Genomic DNA, 22,301 nt, shown 5'->3' with positions numbered 1-22,301 from the left:
ATGGAGAACATGGCAAACAGATTGGACCGTTATGAGGAATTGTCCCGTTTTTTGCGTTCGCGCCGTGAACGAATAACCCCAGAGCAAGCAGGGTTGCCGGATTCCGGACGCAGACGAACACCCGGACTTCGCCGCAGCGAGGTAGCTCTGCTGGCAGACGTGGGATTGGATTGGTACACCTATTTGGAACAAGGGCGTCATATCAACGTATCCACTGAGGTCCTTGATCGAATAGCAAAAGTGCTTCGGTTAGATGAATCGGAACGCAGGCATCTGTACCATCTGGCCCGTAAGCAATTTCCCTTGACCGGTACAAAGCAACGCTCTAAGGTAACGCCGGAACTTCAACGTTTTTTGGATAGCCAGAACCTTTCCCCAACGAATGTCATGGATGCGCGCATGAACATCATTGCCTGGAATGAAGCCTACTGCGCATTGAATGGGAATCTCGCGGTTATGTCGGATCGGGAGCGGAATTTGGTCTGGATGACGTTTACTTCTCCCCGTTTCCGCTATGTAAAGGGCGACCAATGGGAACAGCATGCTCGGCGAATCGTTGCTAATTTCCATGCCGGGTATGCGCGTCACGTCGACGATCCTTGGTGGTCCGAGCATTTCGAGGCGCTTTCACAGGCTAGCAGGGAGTTTCGAGAATTTTGGGATTCCCACGAGGTTCTCGATGCTATTGATGCTCCTAAGACGCTGCATTGTCCGAATCTCGGGATCTTGAATTTTGATCTTGTTTCGTTTCATTACTTGAACGATTCTAATTTGACCGTTTCCATTCATGTTCCTCATCCAGATGGCACGGTGGATAAGATGCAGCAACTGTTAATTGATTATCAGAGCCAGCATGCAGAGCAGCTTGAATCTTCTCCAACAGTTTAGTATAAGAAGGCACTCATAAATGGGTTAAACTTAACGGGTACAAGAACTCAATAAATACAACACGAGAGGTTACAGTGGATCGATCGGCGGCCTCGCTCTGCTTATGGGCAGGATAACTTGATCTAGTTGCTGTTGCCTCATTTTGAGGTGAGACATGAAGCAGCTTAGTATCCATTCGGTTTGAAAAAAAGTCGAGTCTGTGCTATTATCAGAAAAATCCAAATATAGCGAAGAAGAGAAGGCTATGCAATAGCGTTTATGTCCAGAGAGCAGAGGGATTGCTGAAACCTCCGTCGTAACGTATGTATAGTGTCGTCTCGGAGCTGTTGACCGAACGCGGAAGGCGTGATTGCACGCCCGCAAGTAGGATCAACCGGCTTGGCATCCGTTAACATGCTGCAGGTAAAGCAACGGCTTTACCTCATGAGACTGCAATTGCGAGGTTGCAGTAAACTTGGGTGGTACCGCGATTCCCCTTTCGTCCCAAGGCTTCTAGCAGCTGCTATGAGCCTTGGGAAGGAAGGGGTTATTTGTTTATTACCAGCAGGCGATGAAGAGAAAGCCGGCAAAGGCGCTTATGCCCAGAGAGCAGAGGAAACGCTGAAACCTTTGCCTTAACCCTTTGTATGGTGTCGTCTCGGAGCTGTTAACCGAAAGCGGCTGGTCTCATTCCATGCCCGCAAGTAGACTTAACCGAAATGGTGCTCGTTAACGCGCCGCAGGTAAGGCATCAGCCTTACCTCATGAGGCTGCACTCGCGAGGGTGGCAGCGAACTTGGGTGGTACCGCGAAAAAATCCCCTTTCGTCCCTGTATGAGCTGACTTGATCGAATGTCAGTTTGCTCAGGAGGAGAGGGGATTTTATTTTGCAAAGGAGGCTGCCCAAGTGGAACAGCAATTAGGAATGACGAATGAAACAACGACGCCATCAGAGGAATATATCACCGGTTCGGAGGTGCTTTTGCGCGGCTTGCTGCAGGAAGGCGTAGAGTGCGTATTCGGCTATCCGGGAGGTAATGTGCTCTATATTTACGACGCGATGGTACATCAGCCTGAATTCAAGCATATCTTGACCCGGCACGAACAAGGCGCGATTCACGCGGCGGACGGCTACGCTAGGTCGACGGGGAAGATTGGGGTATGCATCGCGACATCCGGTCCAGGAGCAACAAATCTGGTGACCGGCATCGCAACCGCCTATATGGATTCGGTGCCGCTGGTAGTCATAACGGGGAACGTATCTACGACTGTCATGGGCACGGATGCTTTTCAGGAAGCGGACATTATTAGCATCACGATGCCGATTACGAAGCACAACTACATGGTTCGCAATGTACACGACCTTCCTCGCATCATTCATGAAGCGTTCTACATCGCGAATACGGGCCGCAAAGGTCCTGTCTTGATCGATATTCCAAAAGACGTGACCAACCAGCGGATGGCATATTGTCCAGCGGACACGGTTCAGTTGCGCGGATACCATGGAGCCCCGGAACCAAATCCGGCAGAAATAGATGCGCTGCTTCAGGCGATTGCAGAAGCGCGCAAGCCGGTTATTATCGCAGGCGGCGGCGTTGTCTATGCGAACTCCTCCCAGGAGCTGATCAAATTCGTCCACACTACGCGGATTCCGGTCGCGACGACTCTGCTCGGCCTCGGCGGGTTTCCAAGCGATGACGAGATGTGGTTGGGCATGCTCGGACATCATGGCGTATATGCGGCGAACATGGCGGTGCAGAATGCGGATCTCATTATTTCGATCGGCTCGCGTTTCGATGACCGGGTCACGATGAAGCTGGACGGGTTTGCGCCTCAGGCCAAACGTATCGCCCATATCGATATCGATCCTGCGGAAATCGGCAAGAACGTCAAGACAGAGATCGCGTGCATCGGCGATAGTAAAAACGTGCTGGCTTATGCGAACACGAAAGCGCAAGCAGTTCAGACGGATACCTGGCTCGAGCAGCTTCAAGAGTATAAGGTGCAGCATCCGCTTCGGTATACCGATTCGGATACTGTCATTAAACCGCAATATGTGCTCGAGATGATTAGCGAGACGACGCAAGGAGATGCGATCATCACCACTGATGTAGGCCAGCACCAAATGTGGACCGCGCAGTTTTACCGCTTTAAGCATCCTCGCTCACTCATCACATCGGGCGGTCTTGGCACGATGGGCTTTGGCTTCCCGGCTGCGATCGGCGCTAAAGTCGGAAATCCAGATCGCCTCGTCGTCTCGATCAACGGCGACGGGGGCATGCAGATGTGCGCGCAGGAGATGGCGATCTGCGCGATTCATCAGATTCCGGTCAAGATCGTGGTCTTGAACAACCAGGTGCTCGGTATGGTTAAGCAGCAGCAGGAATTGATGTACGAACGACGCTACAGCCAGATTGATCTGTCCGGCAGTCCGGACTTCGTCAAGCTTGCGGAAGCATACGGAATCAAGGGATTAAGGGCAACGACAAAGGCCGAGGCCTCCAAGGTCTGGCTTGAGGCGCTGCAGACAACAGGACCTGTGCTCGTCGAGTTCGTCATCCCGACCAATGAGAACGTGTACCCAATGGTGCTTGCCGGCAAGACGCTGGACAAAATGATTCTAGGGGACGACGAATAATTGCGCCGAAGAGCGTCGTTTAAGTCTCCGGATCGCTCCTGTGGTGCTCAGGCATTGAACGCGGTGGGGATAAGTTAACGGGGATGATAGCTCGGAAACATACGGCAGCCGGCAAGGTGATCGGCTGCCGTTTCCGTTGAAGTAACGGGGAGGAGAGCGAAGTAGCAATACGTTTGGTGAACTTGAGGGAAAACCTGGGGGCGTGAAAGAGTTTGGACAGTTCAACTATAGTAATAGACCTCTTAAGGAAATACAAAGCGAACAAGAAATGGACTCGCATAATGATTGAACAATTATCTGGAGAGGATATCGTATGGTCGACCACGCCCGAGAGTAACAGCATCGCTAATTTGATAGCACAGCCTTAGACAAGCAAGCCACTATTCTAGAAATGCTGCTGCATCAATTCAGACAATTGCTACTCACACTTGACATGTGGAGTGCTGTTCACTGTTAGTTCGGAAAGACAATTAAATCGGAGATGTATTGGCGGAAATAGCAAAGAGGGGCGGATCCCCTCTTTTTTCATCGTTGTAAAACTAGTGGGCTTTTGTTCGTTGCTCTTCTCCTCGACGGCGAGTTGTCCGAGTACCAACTGACGCTTCACTTATGAAATGGCTTGCAAAATATTAACGATCTTCATTTCAATATTGGAATTGTCTATGATCTTCAGATATTCAGGTTTTAGCAATTGATACTGCTTCATGTAGTAGAAATCCATAATCGCTTGTTTCAAAGTGATATCATACTGAATCGAAAATGACGGATCGATAAAGCGTCGCAGAACAGCGTCATCTTGAACCATAAACAACACGGCATTCAATCTGTTGAAAATCTGTTGCTCCATACCAGATTCAAAAAAAGTTTGTAAGCTTTTATTCCGATTTTGTAGGGCAACGGACAGATTCTCAAAATGGTGTGGATAAAATTCCTTAAGGTCCTGCAAGAACAAATCAGAGATATACGCGGCACACATCAAAGATTGTAAAAATGTTAATTGAAAACGATCCAAAAAAGAGACGGAATCGTCTTTGACAACGGTGTCAGCCTTCTTCGAATAATCGATGTAATAATCCACGACTTGTTCGATGATGTCGTCTTTGGAGGAAAAATGCTTATAGAGTGTCACTTTGCTGATATCCATATATTTAGCGAGATCGTCGACTTTCAGTTGACTGAATTTTGTTTTTCTTATAATGGGTTTTATTTTTTCCACATATGTATCTACACTCACAGCTTTTCTCACGGATAAGTACCTCCTTTTGATGCCTATAAAACATATTATAACAAATGTGCGGCCCTTTATGTATGAAATTAATTAAATGAACTAATTTAATTAATTTAGTTTACTTATTAAATTTATTGCAGTATAATCGCTCCTGTACCTAATCATCCGATTACGGATTATACAAAGGGAGGACGATGTAAATGGAACTATTCAGTAAGGGCAAATTCTCTGACAAAAAGGTCGTGATCACAGGAGGTAGCAGCGGAATCGGCCTTGCGACGGCGAAGTTGCTAGTGGATGAAGGCGCACACGTTCTGATTACTGGACGTACTCAGGCGACGCTGGATGCGGCTCGCGAACAACTCGGAAACAACGCGATCGCGGTCTTAAGCGATGCCGCCTCAATGAAGGATATCGTCGCATTAGCCGATCAAGTGGAGGCTGAATTTGGAACAATAGATGCCCTGTTTGTTAACGCTGGTGTCACGGGGTTTGTCCCTTTCGAGACAATGTCAGAAGAAAAGTACGACGAGATTTTTACAATCAATGCCAAAGGACCGTACTTTACCGTGCAGAAACTCGCTCCGTTGCTATGCTCAGGTAGCGGGGTAGTCCTTACCACCTCAATCGTGAACGTAGTGGGTCTCCCAATGCTCAGTGCTTACGCAGCTAGTAAGGCGGCGCTGCGCTCCATGACTCGAGGTCTGGCGCGCGAGTTATTACCTCGAAATATTCGCGTCAACGCAGTCAGTCCCGGCGTTATTGACACAGGCATCATGGAAAAGTCAATGCCGGAAGAAGCTGCCAAGCAGACAAAGGCACAGATGAGACAACAGATCCCAATGCTGCGTTTAGGCGATCCAGTTGAGGTAGCCAAGGCTGTTGCATTCCTAGCATTTGAGGCCACCTATACCACCGGGGCTGAGTTCCCTGTCGATGGAGGCGGCTCCCAGATCTAAGCTCCTCAGTTCGCACACCTGACTATTAAAGCGAGGGCAGGGGACATAGCTTCCCCTCATGACACTCTGCCTTCTAGTGAACTTTATAGTTAAGGATTTCGTTGTTTTCCTTGGAAGACCGTTCGAAATCACAGAGAACACGATTTTATCAGAGCAAAATGGAGGGAACATCACAATGGAGAATACCATGCGGACAATCCGGTTTCACGAATACGGAGAACCAACTGATGTCTTGTGCTTGGATGAGGTGGCGATCCCAGAGCTAGGGCCGGGACGCATTCTCGTGAGAGTACGCGCTTGCGGCTTAAATCCGGTTGACTGGTTGACGTGCCAAGGCCACTTTGCCGGTCAACTGCCCTTGCCTCGCGGAATCGGGCTGGACGTGGCAGGTATTGTAGATGCAATCGGAGAGGGCGTAACCGATGTTGCCATCGGCGATTCCGTTCTGGGTGCCGCAGATTTCATGAATGGATCGAGCGCCGGTGCGTCGGATCAAGCGATTATGTACTACTGGTTCCGTATGCCGGCCGGACTCGACTTTGTTCAAGCTGCAGCGTTGCCAATGGCAGTCGAAACCGCTTACCGTGGCATTGATACTCTTGGGGTGAAATCGGGTCAGACCGTACTCGTGCACGGAGCCGGCACCACGGTAGGGTTCGCCGCCGTTCAAATTGCCCTCATGCGCGGTGCCCGCGTGATCGCAACCGCTGGTCCCACCTACGCCGACAAGCTCCGCTCAATGGGGGCGTTGGTGACCTCGTACGGTGATGGAATGGTCGAACGAGTGACCGAACTGGCAAAGCAGCCGGTTGATCTCGCCCTGGATACGGCGCCAATCAGCGGTTCATTGAAAGATCTGGTCCAAATCGTCAACGGGCATCCCCAGCATGTCCTTACCGTCAGCGATTTCGCCACAGCCGCTGAACTTGGCGTTCGCACCAGCTATGGAGAACTACATACCGCACGTTATGACGTTGTCGGTGACTTTGCCCAATTCGCAGCGGACGGCAAGTTCACTATTCCGGTCGCGAAGACTTTCGAACTCAAAGAATGGCGTTCAGCTGTTCAAATCAGCCAGAGCGGGGGTGCCCGCGGTAAACTGATCCTCCTGCCCGACTCCGACTGATGAGCACATATAACCGATGAAATTCTGAATGAAGGAGGACATGAATTGAGTAAGAACCAACGAGAACATATTGCACTGATTACAGGCGCAAGTAACGGGATAGGGTTGGCATTGACCCGGAAAATGCTGTCGGAGAACTGGCAGGTGGTTGCTTTAAACCGGTCGGATTTTCCAGAGGATGATAGATTCCTCCAAAATCATCTAAAGGACGGACGGCTCCGAGCCTATAAAGTGAAGGATCTCACCGATTATGACAGCTTGAGACACTCTTTGGAAGAAATAAAAAGCAAGGAACAGTGGATCGATATTTTGTTTAACAACGCCGGAGGAGGCTTAAGTGAGCTGCGCTATTCGAAACAAGGCCGCGAATTGCATTATGAATTGTTGACGGTCGTTCCTTATATTATTCTGATGGAATTGAAGGAGCTGTTGAAGAACGGCAGCTTAAAAACGGTGATTAACACTTCGTCGCAGGTGTTTAGATTTACGAAGGAGTTTACGATCGAAAAATTGGAGCATCCCAAAACCTTCCGCAAAATGTATGGACCATATGCGACTTCAAAGCTGGCTCTTTCGTTGTGGACCCAATCCGTCGCACCGCAGCTTGCCAAGGAAGGCATCAAGATCCGCAGCGTTGACCCGGGCATTAACAACACGCTAAGAAAAGGAAAAGATTCCGGACTGACCGCAGGGTTTGAACTGTTTATGAAGTTTTTTTCCTCTCCGCCTACTCATGGAGCCAAACTATTATATGAGGGAGCTCTGGGCAAAAACAGCAATGAGACTGGCGTGTTTCTGTTCAAAGATCGGATTGCGGACTTGAAATTTACAGAACATGCGCAGCGTGTGCTGGACAAAATCTCCGATATATATAGTCATGAATTTCTTGGAGGGAATGTTCAAGTTAATGGCTGAGTTCCAGAAGCGCAAAGCGCCGGTTGGGTTGGAACGGCCGTTAACCTGCTTGCCAAGGGAGATGAAAGCAATTTTCACCTGACTGTGAGTCGAAAAATATACTCACATCGATCTAAACCAAATTTGTATCCAAGCAAATAAGGTCGTATTACAGTTGAGCAGATCCAGGATTATAATCTGACATTTGCTCGACTTTTTTTGTTTTAGGGAATAAGGGGAAGGGAAGGGGAATGAGGATTTCTTCTCGAATCTTATCTCAGAGGCTATCTCAGGCTAGACCTCCTTTATTAATTTCATACTAATCGGTCCAGAAGTCCTTGACAAGAATTAAGTGCTTGAACATAATATATGGAATGAATGGTATGTAATTCGAATTGGCTGAAGAGAGACAACTTACTTTTACACAATCTTTTCTAAAAAGGATGTGTCGACAGATGATAAACTTTAGAGACAAAGAATATCGGTGTACCTCGGAAATTGTACTCGGCTTAATCAGTGGGAAATGGAAGATATCCATTTTAAACCGCTTGGCAAAAGGTCCTGTACGGTATAATGAGCTGCGACGGGAACTTCCTGAAGCAACCCAACGTATGCTTACGATGCAGCTAAGAATGCTAGAAAGCGACGGACTTATTATTCGCAAGGTTTATCCTGTTTCACCGCCAAAAGTGGAATATTGCTTATCTCAGCTAGGTGAGCAACTTGCCCCTATGCTCATGATGTTATGCGATTTTGGAACCAACTATATCGAAAACTTTCCCGATGAAGTATTGTACACAAATCACAAGAATGCATAAAAAGCTACAATCTGCCCATTTACCATTAACCTTGCCTTTGATCGGGCTCTTTTGATACTCGAAAAGCAGGAGGTACTTTTCCAAATTACCTCCTGCTTTATATGTCTTAATTATATATTTCCTTCGTATTGCTCACGCAGTGCATTATTCTCTTTAGTCGTACTGACAGTTCCTTGCTTCAAACGATAGTTGACCCATGCCAACACTGCCGCGAGTACGGCCACAATCCCACCAGACCAGGATAGATCAATAAGCTTCATATTCGTAGTGACAAATCCACCCAAAGCGGATCCGATCGCAATGCCAACATTGTTGGCAACGGAGGTTAAGGATGAAGCCAAATCTCTTGCCTCCGGAACATGCTCATCGGCAAAATCAATGAAGTACAACTGCATCGTCGAGTTCATAAGATAAACAACAAGAGCCATGAATGAGATGCTGACAAGTCCCCCAACAAGAGAGCCGGAAGTAAAATAAAGTGACACCAAGATGACAGCTTGAGCCAGAAGCACATAGCGAATTTTTCTCATCCCGTCTCCGATAGCCAGCTTTCCTCCGATTAGCGTGCTGAAAATAGACACAACACCATACAGTAAAAAGATGAGACTAATATAACGAGCCGGAACAAAAAGCACATCCTGAAGCAAAGGAGCTAAATACGTATAGATGCTATAAGTGGCTGCTATACTTAACATCATAGTGGCGAAAGCAAGCACAATTCTGGGGTAAGCGAGCAATCTGAGTTGTTTTGTGAGTGAACTGTGTTTTCCTTTTAGTCCTCTAGGAATGGTTGCGATGCTTGCTATCAAAGAAATGATTCCCAACAATGTGGTAAACCAGTAGGCCAAATGCCACCCGCCCCATTGTCCGATAAAAGTGCCAAGGGGTACGCCAAGGACGCTCGCCACAGTGAAACCAGTAAAGATGATGGAGATCACCGGCCCTCTTTTTTCCGGAGGCATGACTTCACTTGTCACTGACATCGCGAGTGCAATCAAGACGCCGGTAACTACGGCCGTGATTATTCTGGACACCAGAAGCAGGCCATATGATCCTGATAAAGCTGTGACGATATTCCCAACAATAAATATGCTGAGCAAGACAAGGATGAGCGGGAATTTGGAAAATCGGCTGAATAATGCTGTGAAGACCGGGGTACCAATAGCAAAGGTAAGCGCAAAAGCGGTCACCAGAAAGCCTGCAGTCGATATGGCGATTTTCATATCTGCGGCAACTTCAGATAATAATCCGACCATCAAAAACTCACTGGTCCCCAGAATAAAGGTCAATAAAAATAAATTCATTGTCAAAAACTTTTGTTGTCTGGTCAATATAGATTCTCCCTTTCTATCCAAAATGGACGGTGGATTTCATTTCACGACTTACAGTACTAGAAATTGCGTACCGAAGCCTTTGCCGGAAACATAAGCCGCTTCCAGTTCCTCCTGATCTCCTTTATCCAATAAAACTACATTTTCGGGATAGAGTTTGCCTAGTAAAGCCCATAGGACAAGTTCGTTTTTGCCAGTCGGAATGAAATGGATGCCATCTGCATTGGTGACCAATCCGGAATGCGAGAGAATGTCTTCAGCAAGGTGCCAGTTGATGTATTCTCGTTTTATAAATTCGCTCCCGGCATAGCTGCTTTTTTGTGGCCGATATAAAAAGCGCTGCCCCCTAAAAAGTTGACCAAGATCTACTGCAAACTCGTTGCCTTTCATCTCCAAACTGAACTGTAGGGTCGTTCGATCTGTACTGGTATTTGGAAGCAACCGGGCAATAGATGGTTCATAGTAATCCTCCCCATATTCAGGAAGCAATTCGTCGTCTGCCGGTGTTCCTTTTCCTGCCTCTTTACGGGGCGCGGAATAATAATCATCATATTCATAATCGAAGGAGACCGCGGCCAAACCTTCTGCATCTTCTACCTGTATCGTTTGTACGGGATGCCATCTCAGGAGATAACGGGATGCCGTACGGGCAGATTCACCCAAACCAGCCGGCAAAACGGTGCCTAGACGATATTGGAAGCCGTAACCGACTTTTTCCAACCCTGAACTAACCACACTTTGTGCATACTGGATGATCGATTTATGTGTCAATTTTTTCTTGAACAGTTGCGTTAAGAATACTTCTCGGGATGGCTCCAGAAAACGCAATCCTTTGAATTCCCTATATTCCTTGACTTCAAACGGAACCTCTTCCCAATTGGAAAATGGCAACAAGGCATCCCGAAGTAAAACGAATTGGTGCAAGTATTCATTATAAATCTGCATAATCCTTGGTCCGCCGAATGGTCCCCAAACCTGAGCAGTGGCTTCAGGGGTCAGCGGATGACCATAACAGTGGCTTCGAAATTCCAGTTCACTAAGCGTTTCTGACCCATACTCAGCCAATGTCTTTTTCTCAGCATTGATCTCTCTGGCCCAGCTTACCAATTGTTCTCCGATACGTACCGCTTGAGCTCTAATCTCTATACCAGCATGATCTTCAAGTTCCAATGATTTTAAGGGCAAAGAAGACAAGCGTCCGGAAATCGCCAAATTGGCTAACAGGCTATCTAAGAGTACTGTCGGATCGCTGTTCACTGGTTCGCCCAGCTGAACCAGCATGGCCTCAAGCATTTTATCGAGTTCGATAACAATCTCTTTTGCTCGATATACGCCTGCAGGCAAATTCCAATCCATGTTCGAGTTTGCGCCCTGTCTGATGGAGTTGACTGGCTTGTTGTCAACGAGCCGCTCAATATCTATGGTTTCTCCCCAAACGATCTTCTTCTCTTTCAAAATAAGTTGATATTCCTTCATTTCTTAGCACCTCACCTATGGTTTTTTTAACGACCGTGTGTCGCTCAATTAATTGTGGATCGATCGTTCTGTATGTAAGGTTATCACCCTTACTAATTGGTGAAAAGTACGCACTTTTTTGTGTGAACGGAACATTTTTGTGGGGTAGGATACATTTTGATACTAGAAATGGACGTGATACAAAGACCGGCTCAGCATGTACCAATGGTGTCTTAAGAGGAAAGAAGGGCGGGAAAGATTTTTGAGCAATGATGTGAAGTCAAATTTAGATACTATGTAATAAATCAAATCAAGGAACCCTCATTGAACTAACGGGAGACGATAGGTCAATATAGCCTTATGAATGAAGCCGGCTTTTTACCGCCTGCCTTTGCTTAGCTTCGGCTAGATAAAGGTTAATCTCATTCGTAAATATGGTAATTACAGAAAGTCTCAATCTATGAGACTTTTTATATCGTTTAATGAGAGACTAGCTAAATTAATCCTCGATTTAGCTAGTCTTTTTTCTGGCAGAAATGTGGAGAGGTAAATTTGTAAATTGTCGAGGGACATGAACATGGTCCCTTAGAAAGTCGCTAATTTAGCGGCTCTTTTGTTTTATCGGTATAAGTTCTTGTCCCGAGTCGAGGTCAAGAACTTGTACCGATTACCGATTAGATAAGTGTCTAACTGGGTTTTCCATGCAATTTCATTATGCTAACGGGCAGGATAGTTGAAATAACACACATTAATAAGCAGGCGCTGATGCCTGCTTATTCTATTAATCAAAGTAACCATGTATATTAAGATAAAGTGATAAATGAAATTGTTGAGACAGATCAGCAGAAAAAAGAGTAACAATGGTGGAGTATTTTCGTCATAATGAAAATATTCGAAAATACATTCAGAAAGTTAATGAACAACTGCTTAAACATGTGATCGCGCATGAACTGACCCACTACAAACGAAAGGATACGATCTGGAATATGGTCGGCAGTCTGTATTTTCATTTAATGATAGAGCTAGGGATAACATGGTTCTACCGTAAAAGAGAGGAACGGCTATTGAATGGCATCAACTAAATATGATAGAGTAGATAACTAAAGTGTAATGTGTTTGATTGCAAATCGATTAATATAATTCCGAAAAGAGTGGTAAGCATGAAGTCATATATCAATTGGAGATATACGATCACCATCTACAAAAAAGTGATGAAAGGAGCGTGATAAATTAAAAAGAAAAAGGAGCAGAACGAAATGATACAAAACAGAAAAGCAACTGTTAATGACTATGATATGATAATAAATCTTTGGGAAAGATCGGTAATGGCCACTCATCATTTTTTGAGTTTCAAGGATAAAGAGGAAATCAAAAAAGAATTACCCATGTATTTTCCTCATCTTGATGTACGTCTCTGGTATACCGAAGACTCTATCATTGGTTTTACCGCCATCAATGAAAATCACTTGGAAGCACTATTTCTCGATCCCGATAAAATTGGCAAAGGGTATGGGAAACAAATTATGCAAATATGCATCAATGGTTTTGGGATCATGTCCGTTGATGTGAATAAACAAAATGAGGTTGCGACAAGGTTTTACTTGAAAAGTGGTTTCGGAATAACCGGTGAAGATTTGACGGATGGAGCAGGCCGCCCTTACCCCATTTTACATTTGAAATACAATGAACAGCAGAAGTAATTCTTCTGTCCAGGCTGTCGAGAAATCGACAGCCTTCTAAATAACTATTGAATATCTTTTATGACAGCACATAAATGTTTAATGTTTTGCGAAACATAACGTTACATAACTATTACTGTGATTCAACAATTCTGTTAGAGGAACATCGATGGAATGATGGTTGGTGGAACAAAAAATCAAACAAGCAAAGTCAACTTGAACAAAAAAGCATTACTCTAATCATTAAGAAATGATTTTTGTTTAGTTGAACCATTACGCTAACGGGAAACGATAGCTTATTCAAAATAAGAAGGCAGCTGATCATTGTGATCGGCTGCCTTTGTTAAACTAACGGGCAGGGGAGTTGAATAACAGAACGTTCTGGGATAATCATGATCTAGACTTGTTTTTTTGGAAGTTCCAGTAGAATCAAAATGATTCAATCCTTTGCGACAGGAAATCAAGAACTACTTGATTGAATTCTTGAGGTGCCTCGACAAATGGGAGGTGGCCACAGTCTTGCATGGTTACTTTAGATGATCGTTCTATTCTTATATGTAAAGTTTCCGCAGCCTGTTTGTTAAATGGATGGTCTTGATCAGAAATTATAATAAGAGTCGGTATAATGATCTCGTGTAATCTAATATAAGCAACTGGTTTAACAGCAACTGAGAGGCTCGGAGTAAATCTGCAGAAGTTGTTCGAGTTCTTAATATTATGGATCACCTTCGTTCGAGCTGCTTCTTTCCTTTGGGAAGGGAAGAAGCACTCCCAGAAACGATTCGTTATGAATGACTCTATGGCTTTCCTGCGTCCTTTCAAACGGAGATTGATATAATTTTTTGTTCCTTGCCACATCATAAGTGCAAACTTGAACGCTTTCCCTGATCATGACTTACATAATAGAGAAGCCATCGAATACATAAGTGTTTTTAAAACAACAGGTTCTTTAATAGATGAGTTTGTCCTGAATAGAAGACTATTAATTGAAGCGATATCTGGAATCGACAGTAATGCGAAGTTCACAATTGGTTCTGGGAAACGTCAATTTACAGTTGATAAATACTTGAAGATATTCATTGAACACGATATCCATCACCTTAAACAAATGAATGAGCGACTAAGCTAACGGGACACGTTAGTTCAATAGAAGACAAGAAGGCAGCCGTTAACGAGATTGGCTGCCTTTGTTGAGCTAACGGGCAGAATTGTTTAATTTACCATCCTTCGTTAAATTAAATTTGTATTCGGTCAGGCCAGGACTGTGCACATTAGCAATCCATGAGAAACCGGACATGCTGTTGGATGATAAAATGTAGACATAAAGGAGGCTGCATATGGAACGTGTAATCTTGATGATGAATGTGCAAGAAAACCAGGGAGGAGAGTCAGTCGCATGGCAAAGATCGTTTTCGCATTGAACCAGTCTCTGGACGGATTCGTCGACCACGACCACACGGCATTTCAGCCCGACCCCGTGCTATTCCGTCATTTCATCGACGACGTGCGCGGCCTGGCGGGCATCCTGTACGGGCGCCGCATGTACGAGACCATGCGGTATTGGGACGGAGACCATTTTGAATGGGATGCGCCGGAACGGGAATACGCAGCGGCGTGGCAAAGCAAACCGAAGTGGGTGGTGTCGAGGACGTTAAAGTCCGTCGGTCCGAACGCTTCTCTGATCGAGGGTGACCTCGCAGCGGCCATACGTGGGCTAAAGGCTCAGCATGAAGGGGAGATTGAAGTTGCCGGGCCGGAGTTGGCCCACAGTCTAACGGAGCTCGGTCTAGTTGATGAGTATCGACTCTATCTCCATCCAGTCGTGCTGGGTCACGGCAAGCCGTTCTTCGCCGGTCCGCGGCCGCCGCTGCGCCTCGTGGCAAGCGATCGAATTGGCGAGAAGGTGATAAGGTTGACCTACGTTCCAGCTTAGTTGTGCGGTTGACCCAGCGGCCTAAAGGGCACGTTACTTTAATAGGGATTCTCCGGCTGTAGCGGCAGTCAGAGGATCCCTTATTCTTTAAAATTTGTTCAGTTATGCGAAATGACATAGTTATTTATGGAATTGACAATTGACCTAACGGGAAACGATAGTTGAATAAAAAAGAGACGTCAGCTGATCAGAACGATAAAGATAGCTGTCGGAGGACAAGAACATATTCCCATTAAAAGTCACTATATTAGCGGCTTTTTTGTTTTATCGGTACAAGTTCTTGTCCCGAGTCGAGGACAAGAACTTGTACCGATTGCCATAATGGACAAGACCATAGTCCGATTACCGATTAGATAAGTATCTAACTGGGTTTCCATGCAATTTCATTAAGCTAAGGGACAGGTTAGTGTATCTGCAATTAGATAAACATCCAATTGAATTTCACCGTCTCAAAATAATTGAGACAAGCCTTTTATTTTATGTGAAGTTCCAAACCAAACGTTATTTTCAGAAATAATTGCGATCAGATGTTCTGACCACCCGAGACTTCGATTCTCTGCGCATTAACCCAGCGATTGTCGGATCCAAGTAGGTTGGCGACTGCAGGACCAATGTCCTCGGGTACGCCGACTCGACCAAGGGCAGTCATCGCGGCAAACGTGTCATTGTAAGAAGGTATGTCGCGTACGGAACCTCCTAGAAAATCGGTTTCGATTGCTCCAGGTGCAATGGTATTAGCGGTAATACCTCGGTGACCAAGTTCTTTGGCCAAATAGATGGTTAGAATCTCGACCGCGCCCTTTGCGGCAGAATAGGCGGAGAATCCAGGAAAAGAAACGCGAGTGAGTCCCGATGAGAAGTTCACAATACGTCCACCATCTGCAAGAAGCGGCAGAAGGGCCTGAGTCAAGAAAAATACGCCTTTGACATGCACATTGAACAGGCCGTCGAACTGAGCTTCTGTAGTTTCGGCATAGTCTATCATTTCTCCGTGGCCAGCATTATTCACCAGATGATGGAAAGTGGCACTATTCCAAGTAGACCGCAGGGTCGAACGAACTGCCTCAACAAAGGCCGTAAAGCCGGCAAGGTTTCCAACATCAAGTTGTAATGCCACTGCTTTACGACCCAGAGATTCGATCTCAGCAACAACAGACTTTGCTTCTTCTGCTTGGCTACGATAGGTCAAGATGACATCACCGCCATGACGGGCAATACTGATGGCAGTATTGCGACCAAGTCCACGGCTACCACCAGTGACGATTGAGATATTTTTCATTGTAACTTCATCCTTTCAGAACTCATTTTTAATTGCATTGTTATCATAGAATATAAAGTTCACTTTAAGTCAAGACTTTTTCGCTGAAAAAATAAGTGTATAATTAAACAGTAAAATCTTTGGTTTTATCATATCTTCCTCATCTTTTATAGCGTGAATATGGATGTTTTAATTAGAACTGCCAAAAACTTAATTAAAGTTAACTTTAATAGGAGGCGATGAATTTTATTTATGTTGACTATAAGGGAAGTTACTGAATTGACAGGAATGGCGGCTCCCACACTACGATATTACGAAAAGGAGGGGCTGCTTCCACATGTGAAGAGAAATGAAAATGGGAAGCGGTTATATGACGAAGATGATTTAAGCTGGATACGCTTCGTTACTGCGCTTAGAGCAACAGGAATGCCGATTGCTCAAATTCAGAAGTATGTATACTTGTATAAAGAAGGGGACTCGACGATTTCGGAACGAAAAATGATGATGCTCCATCATAAAAAAGAAATTGAGAAAAGCATAAGGGAACTATATTTTAACTTGGATAAAATAAACTATAAACTTGCTCTATATGATGTAATAGAATCTCAGATTGAACGAACTAACATCAAAATTTGATTATGCCAAATACAAAGTTGCTAAATTAGCGACTTTGTATTTGGCATAATTGTGATTTAATGAACTTCAACGATTAATACCTGGGATTTCACAACGAATCCTAACTTTGACTCGAAGCGGGTGGAATCGTGAAAAGGGTGGTGGATGACACTGTGCCACCAAATGTAGAATATTCCCTAACTGAACAGGGAAAAAATTTTCCTCTATCATCGAATCTTTAAGAATATAGGGAAAAGTCCATTACTTCAGATGATTCAAACGAAAGAGATAAGACAACTATTGAATCCAAATTGCGGGGGAGCCCTGACATCCGTTTCATGGCAGCGAGTGGGACGAGCTGTTGCGCACATCGGTTTTTTGAAGATAAGGAGAGGACGAACGGAACATGAATGTGGAAGTGTATACGTTAAATGCGTTTGCGAAAGGGGAGCGTGGCGGTAATCCAGCAGGCGTTGTCTTAGAGGATGGCCTTTCGCTGGATGCTGCCGAAATGCAGCTCATAGCGAAGGAATTGGGCTTTTCGGAGACGGCTTTTATGGAAAAATCCTTGCTTGCGGATTACAAAATCCGCTATTTCACCCCCGCCAGCGAGGTTGATCTGTGCGGACACGCCACGATTGCTGCATTTGGACTAATGCATTCGCTGGGTTTGGCAAAGGAAGGGACCTCCTATACGATAGAAACCAAGTCAGGGATTTTGGATGTCGATATTAGCTCCAAGGGTCTTGTTTATTTGTCACAGGCTTTACCACAATTTCTTGAAAGGATATCCTGTGAGGAAATCGCCCCATCTTTGGGGATGGATGCCGAGGATCTGGAAACCGGGTTGCCCATCCAGATTGTTTCGACGGGGCTGCGGGACATTTTGATCCCGATCCGCAGCAGGAAGCTCTTGAATGAGGTTCAGCCAAATTTTGACACCATAACCGCCATCAGCGAAAAATATGATGTGGTTGGATATCATCTGTTCACGATGGATACTCCAGACGATGCTGCTGCGGAATGCCGGAATTTTGCGCCGCTGTACGATATTCCCGAGGAGAGCGCGACAGGAACATCCAACGGTGCCCTGCTCAGCTATTTGTACCAACATGGTCAACGATCTTTGCGGGAAGTGGAGCACGTCAAGTTCAGGCAAGGGTATTCGATGGATTGTCCTTCTGAAATTAAGGTGGGATTGCTCCTGAGCGAGAGTGGTGAAATCAACCAGGTTCGGGTTGGCGGTGCAGTGGTTGGCATTGAACGAAGACATATCACGATATAAGCGGAATCAAAAAGCCTGTTTGCAGCCACCGTACCGGGGGCAAAGGATGACGATACTATAACCAGACATATTATCAATTATCTAGAAGGGGGCTCAGACTCGTTCAAGCATAAAGTCGGAATGTACTCAAAGGTTTTGGAGTATAGATAATTTCTAATCTTCATAGTCAAACTTAGACCGGTTTATTTTTTGTTATGCGGAACTTGGAACTTAGAGTTATGGCCGCATTAGGATTACAGCTTGCTCACTCAGTACAAAAAATTCCAGGGAATGTTCATGACCACTACATGTTGGAACAACATTTTTCCCCATAATAGATTAAGCAGCACAGTATTTGCGAAAAAAATCAGTAACGAGACCCTGTAGCTTTTGGCTTCAGGGTCTCGTTATAATAAAATTCAATTACAGAAGCTTCTCCATGATCTTAACATTCACAAATTCTCCATCCAGAATGCCCTGGTTTTCAAAAACACCTACATCACGGTAGTCATGCTTACGATATAATCCTTGCCCATTTTGATTGAACGGGAAGGTGAACAATACGATCTTATAAAAATCATGTTCCTTCGCAATCGTTTCGAGACGCGTGAGCAGTTTGCTACCTATTCCTTTGCCTCGATATAACCGGTCGATATAAATTGAAAGGTCAGCAACACCATCATAAGCACAACGCTGGGAGTAAGGATTGAGTGAAGCCCAGCCTATAACTTCATCTCCACATTCAGCAACTATGACTGTGTAACGTTCCTGGTGTTGTAGGTACCAACTCTGCATATATGTAATATCTTTAAGGTCTACTTCTAACGTAGCAATGCGATCTTCAATACCTTGATTATATATATGCAATATTCGCTGTACATCTTTAGTGACTGCTGTTCTGATTGAGACATTATTCATAAGATCAATGTTCCCCCTATATTAACTTGTATCAAAACAAATATCTTGATATTCAACTATGAGCGACCAACTCATCCATTAGTTAGGGGAGCACAACATTTACTTGATTTAGCCATCGCATCGTTAAAAATTTTGACGGAGTGTAGCACGGTTTCTTTTTCAAACTCGGTCATGTACGAAAACACTTCGTTCAGATAGTCATTCATTTGTTGATCAATGGTAGTCGCTATAAACTTTCCTTCCGTCGTAAGAGCCAGTGTATAAACCCTTCGGTCCTGTGGATCTTGAGTTTTTTTCACTAAATTCATTTTGATTAAGGATTGGACTTGTCTGCTAAACGTTGTAATATCAGTTCCTAGAGTCTCTGCAATCTGTTGCATTGAAGGGTTGTGCTGCCGGTCAATCTCATATAAGATGTGGCTTTGCACTAACGAGACATCATTTCCTCCGACACTGCAGCAGGTTTTATTTAGAAGACCAAATCTTCGGGTCATGATCTGAAACAACTCACGAGCATTTTCCATTTTCGAATCACCTCTTGTCATAGTTATACAACACATATTTGTAACATGCAAATATAACACGGGATCCATATAAGATTTTGTGACCTGATGGAAATCATGGAAATGTCTCAGTCTAAGCTTTCGTATCACCTAAGAATCCTACTCGATGCCCAGATGATCACTCTCGAGACGAGGGGGACTTGGAGCTATTATGAGTTAAATCATGCTGTAGTTAACCGGTTGCTTTCATCTGAATTATGTTGCATTTTTCGTACGATGGAAGATAAACAGAGTGGATGCTGCTCATAAAGTCCAAAGGTTTAACTTCATTATTTTTTTCTTATCAAACTTATACTTGTAATTTGCAAATAATAAGATTAGAATTTACTTATAGCATGAACTGAATTCTAGGATTGACTTTGGCAGACCGCCGGACGTAAGGTGGCTCATTTTTAGTTAAAAAATTTTTAGTTAATAAATCAAAAAAAATTGATGCATAACAAACTAGGAGGACTTATTAATGAAAAACATCAAATTTAAGGTAGCCTCATCTTCTTGCTGTGCACCCCAAGTACCGTTAAATACGATAGAAACGGTGAAGGAGGAGCATGCGTCCTATAACCATAACTTGCCGGTAGCGATAATCGGCGCCGGCCCGACTGGTTTGGCAGCAGCAGCACACTTGGTGGAGAGAGGACAAAAATTCATCCTTTTTGAAGCCGGATCTAGCATTGGTCAGAACATTCTACAATGGGGACATGTACGCCTTTTTTCACCATGGCAGTATAACATCGATAAAGCTGCTGAGCGTCTTTTACGTAAGCAAGGATGGAAGCCCCCTGTATTAACAGAATTACCATTCGGTCAAGAGATTGTCGATCAGTATTTGGGACCTTTGGCGAAGGTACCTGAACTGGAACCTTATATTATGTTGAATTCCAAAGTCATCTCCATATCGAAAAAGAATACAGACAAAATGAAATCGGCTAATCGTGAAGCTGTGCCATTCGTACTTTATGTTGAAACAAACGACTCCACGGAACGCTTTGAAGCTAGGGCAGTCATTGATGCTTCCGGGACATGGGGACAGTCGAATCCGCTGCATGCCGATGGGATATGGACACGTGAAGAGCGTGATCTGAAAGATCACATTTATTATGGCATTCCAGATTTATCAGCCGAACAAAAGCTGAAGTACAGAGGGAAACGCGTTGCAGTCGTAGGAGGTGGGCACTCTGCGATCAACACATTACTGGATCTAGCCAAGCTCAAAGAAACGGATCCGAATACGGAAATTATTTGGGTGATGAGAAAGAAATCGGTGGAAGAAGCTTACGGTGGAGAAGAGAATGACCAGTTAGAGGCTCGAGGAGCACTTGGAAGCCACGTTCATCAGTTGATTGATGTCGGCCAAGTCCAAGTGTTTACTCCATTTATGATCGAGAAGGTTTCCAAACACGATGGAAGGATTCACATCCAAGGGACTGCAAATGGTGAAAGTAAGGAGATACAAGAAATCGATGAGATTATCGTAAATACAGGAAGCCGTCCGGATCTCTCATTCTTGAGTGAGATTAGACTTAGCATTGATCCTGCAACGGAGAGTGTTGAAGCACTCGCGCCCCTTATCGATCCCAATGTACACAGCTGCGGAACCGTAAGACCTCATGGTGAAAAAGAGCTGCGCCATGTAGAAAAGAACTTTTATCTCGTTGGCATGAAGAGTTATGGCCGGGCTCCAACCTTTCTTATGGCAACGGGCTACGAACAGGTCAGATCCATTGCAGCATACCTGGATGGCGATCTGGAAGCTGCATCGAAGGTTGAATTAGAGCTGCCAGAGACCGGCGTATGTAGTATTAGCAGTGCGCCGAATGCCAATGATTGTTGCATGCCGGTTTCATCTGCTAAAACGAGCTGCAATTAAAAATTAGAGAAGGGGAGAACCGGAAGACAAGATTCTCCCTGCTCAGCCAAACAAAGGAGTGAAGAGTTATGTACAAATCAATCATTATAGGAACGGGTCCAGCAGGTTTAACAGCAGCTATTTATTTAGCTAGAGCTAATCTAAATCCGCTTGTTATTGAAGGACCACAACCGGGAGGCCAATTGACATTAACTACAGAAGTTGAGAATTTCCCTGGATTTGTTGATGGAATCGTGGTTTCTTTTTCCGAAATAAAGAAGTGCTTGTCGTGGGTGGAGGAGATTCTGCCATGGAAGAAGCCAATTTCCTTACGAAGTTCGCTTCCAAGGTAACGATTGTTCATCGTCGTGATGAACTGCGTGCTTCGAAGATTATGCAGGAACGTGCAAGACAAAATCCTAAAATAAAGCAAAGAATCCACTGAAATTATCGCAGATGATCGCGGAGTTACCGGACTGCGCGTCAAGGATATAAAAACAGGAAATGAAGAAATCATCGAGACCAACGGAATTTTCATTGCGACGGGTCATACGCCCAATACTGCATTTTTGAAGGGACAGATTGATACCGATCCAGTTGGATATATTCGCGTGAAACCTGGAACAACTGAAGCGAACATTCCTGGGGTTTTTGCTTGCGGTGACGTACAGGATCCGAAGTACCGTCAGGCGATTACAGCAGCAGGTACAGGATGTATGGCGGCGCTAGATAGCGAACGATTTTTAGAAGCAGAATCCGCATTTATAAAATCAGTCACAGATCTGGCTAATGTATAAGTGTATGCTTATGTATGAATTGAATTTCACTAAAAAAGATAATTCGAACAGAAAACGATAAGGCACAACTTGACTCAGTCACAAGCGTTTTCTGCCCCGACCTTTGTGGTCG

General features: G+C 44.8%; 23 protein-coding genes and 1 pseudogene. 18 read left to right on the top strand and 6 right to left on the bottom strand.

The window, feature by feature from the left end:
• The first annotated feature begins 9 nt into the window (after nucleotides 1-9).
• From ACOZB4_RS02175 to ilvB, 3 genes are all read left to right on the top strand, one after another.
• Nucleotides 10-888 carry a helix-turn-helix transcriptional regulator gene (locus ACOZB4_RS02175; protein ID WP_379405556.1) on the top strand — a complete coding sequence of 293 codons (879 nt, stop codon included), beginning with the start codon at nucleotides 10-12 and terminating at the stop codon, nucleotides 886-888.
• 378 nt (nucleotides 889-1,266) lie between these two features.
• The gene (locus tag ACOZB4_RS02170) at nucleotides 1,267-1,506 is read left to right on the top strand and encodes a hypothetical protein (protein WP_422759459.1); all 240 of its coding nucleotides are present in this window, start codon (nucleotides 1,267-1,269) and stop codon (nucleotides 1,504-1,506) included.
• A 286-nt stretch (nucleotides 1,507-1,792) separates the two neighbouring features.
• Nucleotides 1,793-3,505, top strand: a complete 1,713-nt coding sequence (ilvB, locus tag ACOZB4_RS02165) for a biosynthetic-type acetolactate synthase large subunit (RefSeq protein WP_379405643.1) — start codon at nucleotides 1,793-1,795, stop codon at nucleotides 3,503-3,505.
• A 607-nt stretch (nucleotides 3,506-4,112) separates the two neighbouring features.
• Here ilvB and ACOZB4_RS02160 read toward each other — a convergent pair.
• Complete coding sequence (locus ACOZB4_RS02160; protein WP_339264747.1) at nucleotides 4,113-4,751, bottom strand: TetR/AcrR family transcriptional regulator; 639 nt, start codon at nucleotides 4,749-4,751, stop codon at nucleotides 4,113-4,115.
• Between the two features lie 182 nt (nucleotides 4,752-4,933).
• Here ACOZB4_RS02160 and ACOZB4_RS02155 point away from each other — a divergent pair, with 182 nt between their 5' ends.
• The 4 genes from ACOZB4_RS02155 (at nucleotide 4,934) to ACOZB4_RS02140 (ending at nucleotide 8,530) form a co-directional block, all read left to right on the top strand.
• The gene (locus ACOZB4_RS02155) at nucleotides 4,934-5,692 is read left to right on the top strand and encodes an SDR family oxidoreductase (protein ID WP_379405552.1); all 759 of its coding nucleotides are present in this window, start codon (nucleotides 4,934-4,936) and stop codon (nucleotides 5,690-5,692) included.
• Between the two features lie 76 nt (nucleotides 5,693-5,768).
• Nucleotides 5,769-6,818 (top strand): NADP-dependent oxidoreductase, encoded by a 1,050-nt coding sequence (locus ACOZB4_RS02150; protein ID WP_379405550.1) that lies wholly within the window; start codon nucleotides 5,769-5,771, stop codon nucleotides 6,816-6,818.
• 45 nt (nucleotides 6,819-6,863) lie between these two features.
• A complete protein-coding gene (locus ACOZB4_RS02145; protein ID WP_379405548.1) occupies nucleotides 6,864-7,733 on the top strand; it encodes an SDR family NAD(P)-dependent oxidoreductase in 870 nt (289 codons plus the stop codon).
• 434 nt (nucleotides 7,734-8,167) lie between these two features.
• Entirely contained in the window at nucleotides 8,168-8,530 is a 363-nt protein-coding gene (locus tag ACOZB4_RS02140) for a winged helix-turn-helix transcriptional regulator (RefSeq protein WP_379405546.1), read from the top strand.
• A gap of 110 nt (nucleotides 8,531-8,640) precedes the next feature.
• Here ACOZB4_RS02140 and ACOZB4_RS02135 read toward each other — a convergent pair whose 3' ends face one another.
• Nucleotides 8,641-9,861 carry an MFS transporter gene (locus ACOZB4_RS02135; RefSeq protein WP_379405544.1) on the bottom strand — a complete coding sequence of 407 codons (1,221 nt, stop codon included), beginning with the start codon at nucleotides 9,859-9,861 and terminating at the stop codon, nucleotides 8,641-8,643.
• 51 nt (nucleotides 9,862-9,912) lie between these two features.
• Nucleotides 9,913-11,337 (bottom strand): hypothetical protein, encoded by a 1,425-nt coding sequence (locus tag ACOZB4_RS02130; RefSeq protein WP_379405542.1) that lies wholly within the window; start codon nucleotides 11,335-11,337, stop codon nucleotides 9,913-9,915.
• An 842-nt stretch (nucleotides 11,338-12,179) separates the two neighbouring features.
• Here ACOZB4_RS02130 and ACOZB4_RS02125 point away from each other — a divergent pair.
• The 3 genes from ACOZB4_RS02125 (at nucleotide 12,180) to ACOZB4_RS02115 (ending at nucleotide 14,928) form a co-directional block, all read left to right on the top strand.
• On the top strand, nucleotides 12,180-12,398 hold the full coding sequence (locus tag ACOZB4_RS02125) for a M48 family metalloprotease (RefSeq protein ID WP_422759458.1): 219 nt from the start codon (nucleotides 12,180-12,182) through the stop codon (nucleotides 12,396-12,398).
• 174 nt (nucleotides 12,399-12,572) lie between these two features.
• Entirely contained in the window at nucleotides 12,573-13,016 is a 444-nt protein-coding gene (locus tag ACOZB4_RS02120; RefSeq protein WP_379405538.1) for a GNAT family N-acetyltransferase, read from the top strand.
• A gap of 1,375 nt (nucleotides 13,017-14,391) precedes the next feature.
• Nucleotides 14,392-14,928, top strand: a complete 537-nt coding sequence (locus ACOZB4_RS02115; protein WP_076323574.1) for a dihydrofolate reductase family protein — start codon at nucleotides 14,392-14,394, stop codon at nucleotides 14,926-14,928.
• Nucleotides 14,929-15,451: 523 nt separating this feature from the next.
• Here the strand turns inward: ACOZB4_RS02115 and ACOZB4_RS02110 are convergent.
• Nucleotides 15,452-16,207 carry an SDR family NAD(P)-dependent oxidoreductase gene (locus tag ACOZB4_RS02110; RefSeq protein ID WP_379405536.1) on the bottom strand — a complete coding sequence of 252 codons (756 nt, stop codon included), beginning with the start codon at nucleotides 16,205-16,207 and terminating at the stop codon, nucleotides 15,452-15,454.
• A 267-nt stretch (nucleotides 16,208-16,474) separates the two neighbouring features.
• Between ACOZB4_RS02110 and ACOZB4_RS02105 the strand changes: the two genes are divergently transcribed.
• The 3 genes from ACOZB4_RS02105 to ACOZB4_RS02095 all read left to right on the top strand — a co-directional run bounded on the left by ACOZB4_RS02105 (nucleotide 16,475) and on the right by ACOZB4_RS02095 (nucleotide 18,086).
• Nucleotides 16,475-16,822 carry a MerR family transcriptional regulator gene (locus ACOZB4_RS02105; protein WP_422759474.1) on the top strand — a complete coding sequence of 116 codons (348 nt, stop codon included), beginning with the start codon at nucleotides 16,475-16,477 and terminating at the stop codon, nucleotides 16,820-16,822.
• Between the two features lie 128 nt (nucleotides 16,823-16,950).
• Nucleotides 16,951-17,043 carry a winged helix-turn-helix transcriptional regulator gene (locus tag ACOZB4_RS02100; RefSeq protein WP_379405532.1) on the top strand — a complete coding sequence of 31 codons (93 nt, stop codon included), beginning with the start codon at nucleotides 16,951-16,953 and terminating at the stop codon, nucleotides 17,041-17,043.
• Between the two features lie 164 nt (nucleotides 17,044-17,207).
• The gene (locus tag ACOZB4_RS02095; RefSeq protein WP_379405530.1) at nucleotides 17,208-18,086 is read left to right on the top strand and encodes a PhzF family phenazine biosynthesis protein; all 879 of its coding nucleotides are present in this window, start codon (nucleotides 17,208-17,210) and stop codon (nucleotides 18,084-18,086) included.
• Between the two features lie 402 nt (nucleotides 18,087-18,488).
• On the opposite strand, the gene ACOZB4_RS02090 is transcribed toward ACOZB4_RS02095, so the two are convergent.
• Complete coding sequence (locus tag ACOZB4_RS02090; protein ID WP_379405528.1) at nucleotides 18,489-18,983, bottom strand: arsinothricin resistance N-acetyltransferase ArsN1 family A; 495 nt, start codon at nucleotides 18,981-18,983, stop codon at nucleotides 18,489-18,491.
• Nucleotides 18,984-19,054: 71 nt separating this feature from the next.
• The gene (locus ACOZB4_RS02085) at nucleotides 19,055-19,507 is read right to left on the bottom strand and encodes a MarR family winged helix-turn-helix transcriptional regulator (RefSeq protein ID WP_422759457.1); all 453 of its coding nucleotides are present in this window, start codon (nucleotides 19,505-19,507) and stop codon (nucleotides 19,055-19,057) included.
• Between the two features lie 78 nt (nucleotides 19,508-19,585).
• Here ACOZB4_RS02085 and ACOZB4_RS02080 point away from each other — a divergent pair.
• The 5 genes and pseudogenes from ACOZB4_RS02080 to ACOZB4_RS02060 all read left to right on the top strand — a co-directional run.
• Nucleotides 19,586-19,795, top strand: a pseudogene (locus ACOZB4_RS02080) (ArsR family transcriptional regulator); the annotation flags it as partial.
• A 211-nt stretch (nucleotides 19,796-20,006) separates the two neighbouring features.
• Nucleotides 20,007-21,413, top strand: a complete 1,407-nt coding sequence (locus ACOZB4_RS02075; RefSeq protein ID WP_379405523.1) for an NAD(P)-binding domain-containing protein — start codon at nucleotides 20,007-20,009, stop codon at nucleotides 21,411-21,413.
• Nucleotides 21,414-21,481: 68 nt separating this feature from the next.
• A complete protein-coding gene (locus ACOZB4_RS02070) occupies nucleotides 21,482-21,745 on the top strand; it encodes an NAD(P)/FAD-dependent oxidoreductase (protein WP_379405521.1) in 264 nt (87 codons plus the stop codon).
• Complete coding sequence (locus ACOZB4_RS02065) at nucleotides 21,703-21,837, top strand: NAD-binding protein (protein WP_379405519.1); 135 nt, start codon at nucleotides 21,703-21,705, stop codon at nucleotides 21,835-21,837. Before ACOZB4_RS02070 ends, ACOZB4_RS02065 begins: the two co-directional genes overlap by 43 nt.
• Nucleotide 21,838: 1 nt before the next feature.
• Complete coding sequence (locus ACOZB4_RS02060; protein WP_379405641.1) at nucleotides 21,839-22,189, top strand: NAD(P)/FAD-dependent oxidoreductase; 351 nt, start codon at nucleotides 21,839-21,841, stop codon at nucleotides 22,187-22,189.
• The last annotated feature ends 112 nt before the right edge of the window (nucleotides 22,190-22,301 follow it).

The sequence above is a fragment of the Paenibacillus sp. NPDC058898 genome, from assembly GCF_049316025.1.
Lineage (GTDB): Bacteria > Bacillota > Bacilli > Paenibacillales > Paenibacillaceae > Paenibacillus_AQ.
This window is presented reverse-complemented; position numbering and strand designations above follow the sequence as displayed.

Coding starts and splice junctions, on each gene's coding strand:
- ACOZB4_RS02175 (WP_379405556.1), top strand. CDS start 10: ATGGCAAACAGATTGGACCGTTATGAGGAATTGTCCCGTTTTTTGCGT.
- ilvB (WP_379405643.1), top strand. CDS start 1,793: ATGACGAATGAAACAACGACGCCATCAGAGGAATATATCACCGGTTCG.
- ACOZB4_RS02155 (WP_379405552.1), top strand. CDS start 4,934: ATGGAACTATTCAGTAAGGGCAAATTCTCTGACAAAAAGGTCGTGATC.
- ACOZB4_RS02140 (WP_379405546.1), top strand. CDS start 8,168: ATGATAAACTTTAGAGACAAAGAATATCGGTGTACCTCGGAAATTGTA.
- ACOZB4_RS02130 (WP_379405542.1), bottom strand. CDS start 11,337: ATGAAGGAATATCAACTTATTTTGAAAGAGAAGAAGATCGTTTGGGGA.
- ACOZB4_RS02120 (WP_379405538.1), top strand. CDS start 12,573: ATGATACAAAACAGAAAAGCAACTGTTAATGACTATGATATGATAATA.
- ACOZB4_RS02115 (WP_076323574.1), top strand. CDS start 14,392: ATGGCAAAGATCGTTTTCGCATTGAACCAGTCTCTGGACGGATTCGTC.
- ACOZB4_RS02110 (WP_379405536.1), bottom strand. CDS start 16,207: ATGAAAAATATCTCAATCGTCACTGGTGGTAGCCGTGGACTTGGTCGC.
- ACOZB4_RS02105 (WP_422759474.1), top strand. CDS start 16,475: ATGGCGGCTCCCACACTACGATATTACGAAAAGGAGGGGCTGCTTCCA.
- ACOZB4_RS02095 (WP_379405530.1), top strand. CDS start 17,208: ATGAATGTGGAAGTGTATACGTTAAATGCGTTTGCGAAAGGGGAGCGT.
- ACOZB4_RS02090 (WP_379405528.1), bottom strand. CDS start 18,983: ATGAATAATGTCTCAATCAGAACAGCAGTCACTAAAGATGTACAGCGA.
- ACOZB4_RS02085 (WP_422759457.1), bottom strand. CDS start 19,507: ATGGAAAATGCTCGTGAGTTGTTTCAGATCATGACCCGAAGATTTGGT.
- ACOZB4_RS02075 (WP_379405523.1), top strand. CDS start 20,007: ATGAAAAACATCAAATTTAAGGTAGCCTCATCTTCTTGCTGTGCACCC.
- ACOZB4_RS02070 (WP_379405521.1), top strand. CDS start 21,482: ATGTACAAATCAATCATTATAGGAACGGGTCCAGCAGGTTTAACAGCA.
- ACOZB4_RS02065 (WP_379405519.1), top strand. CDS start 21,703: ATGGAAGAAGCCAATTTCCTTACGAAGTTCGCTTCCAAGGTAACGATT.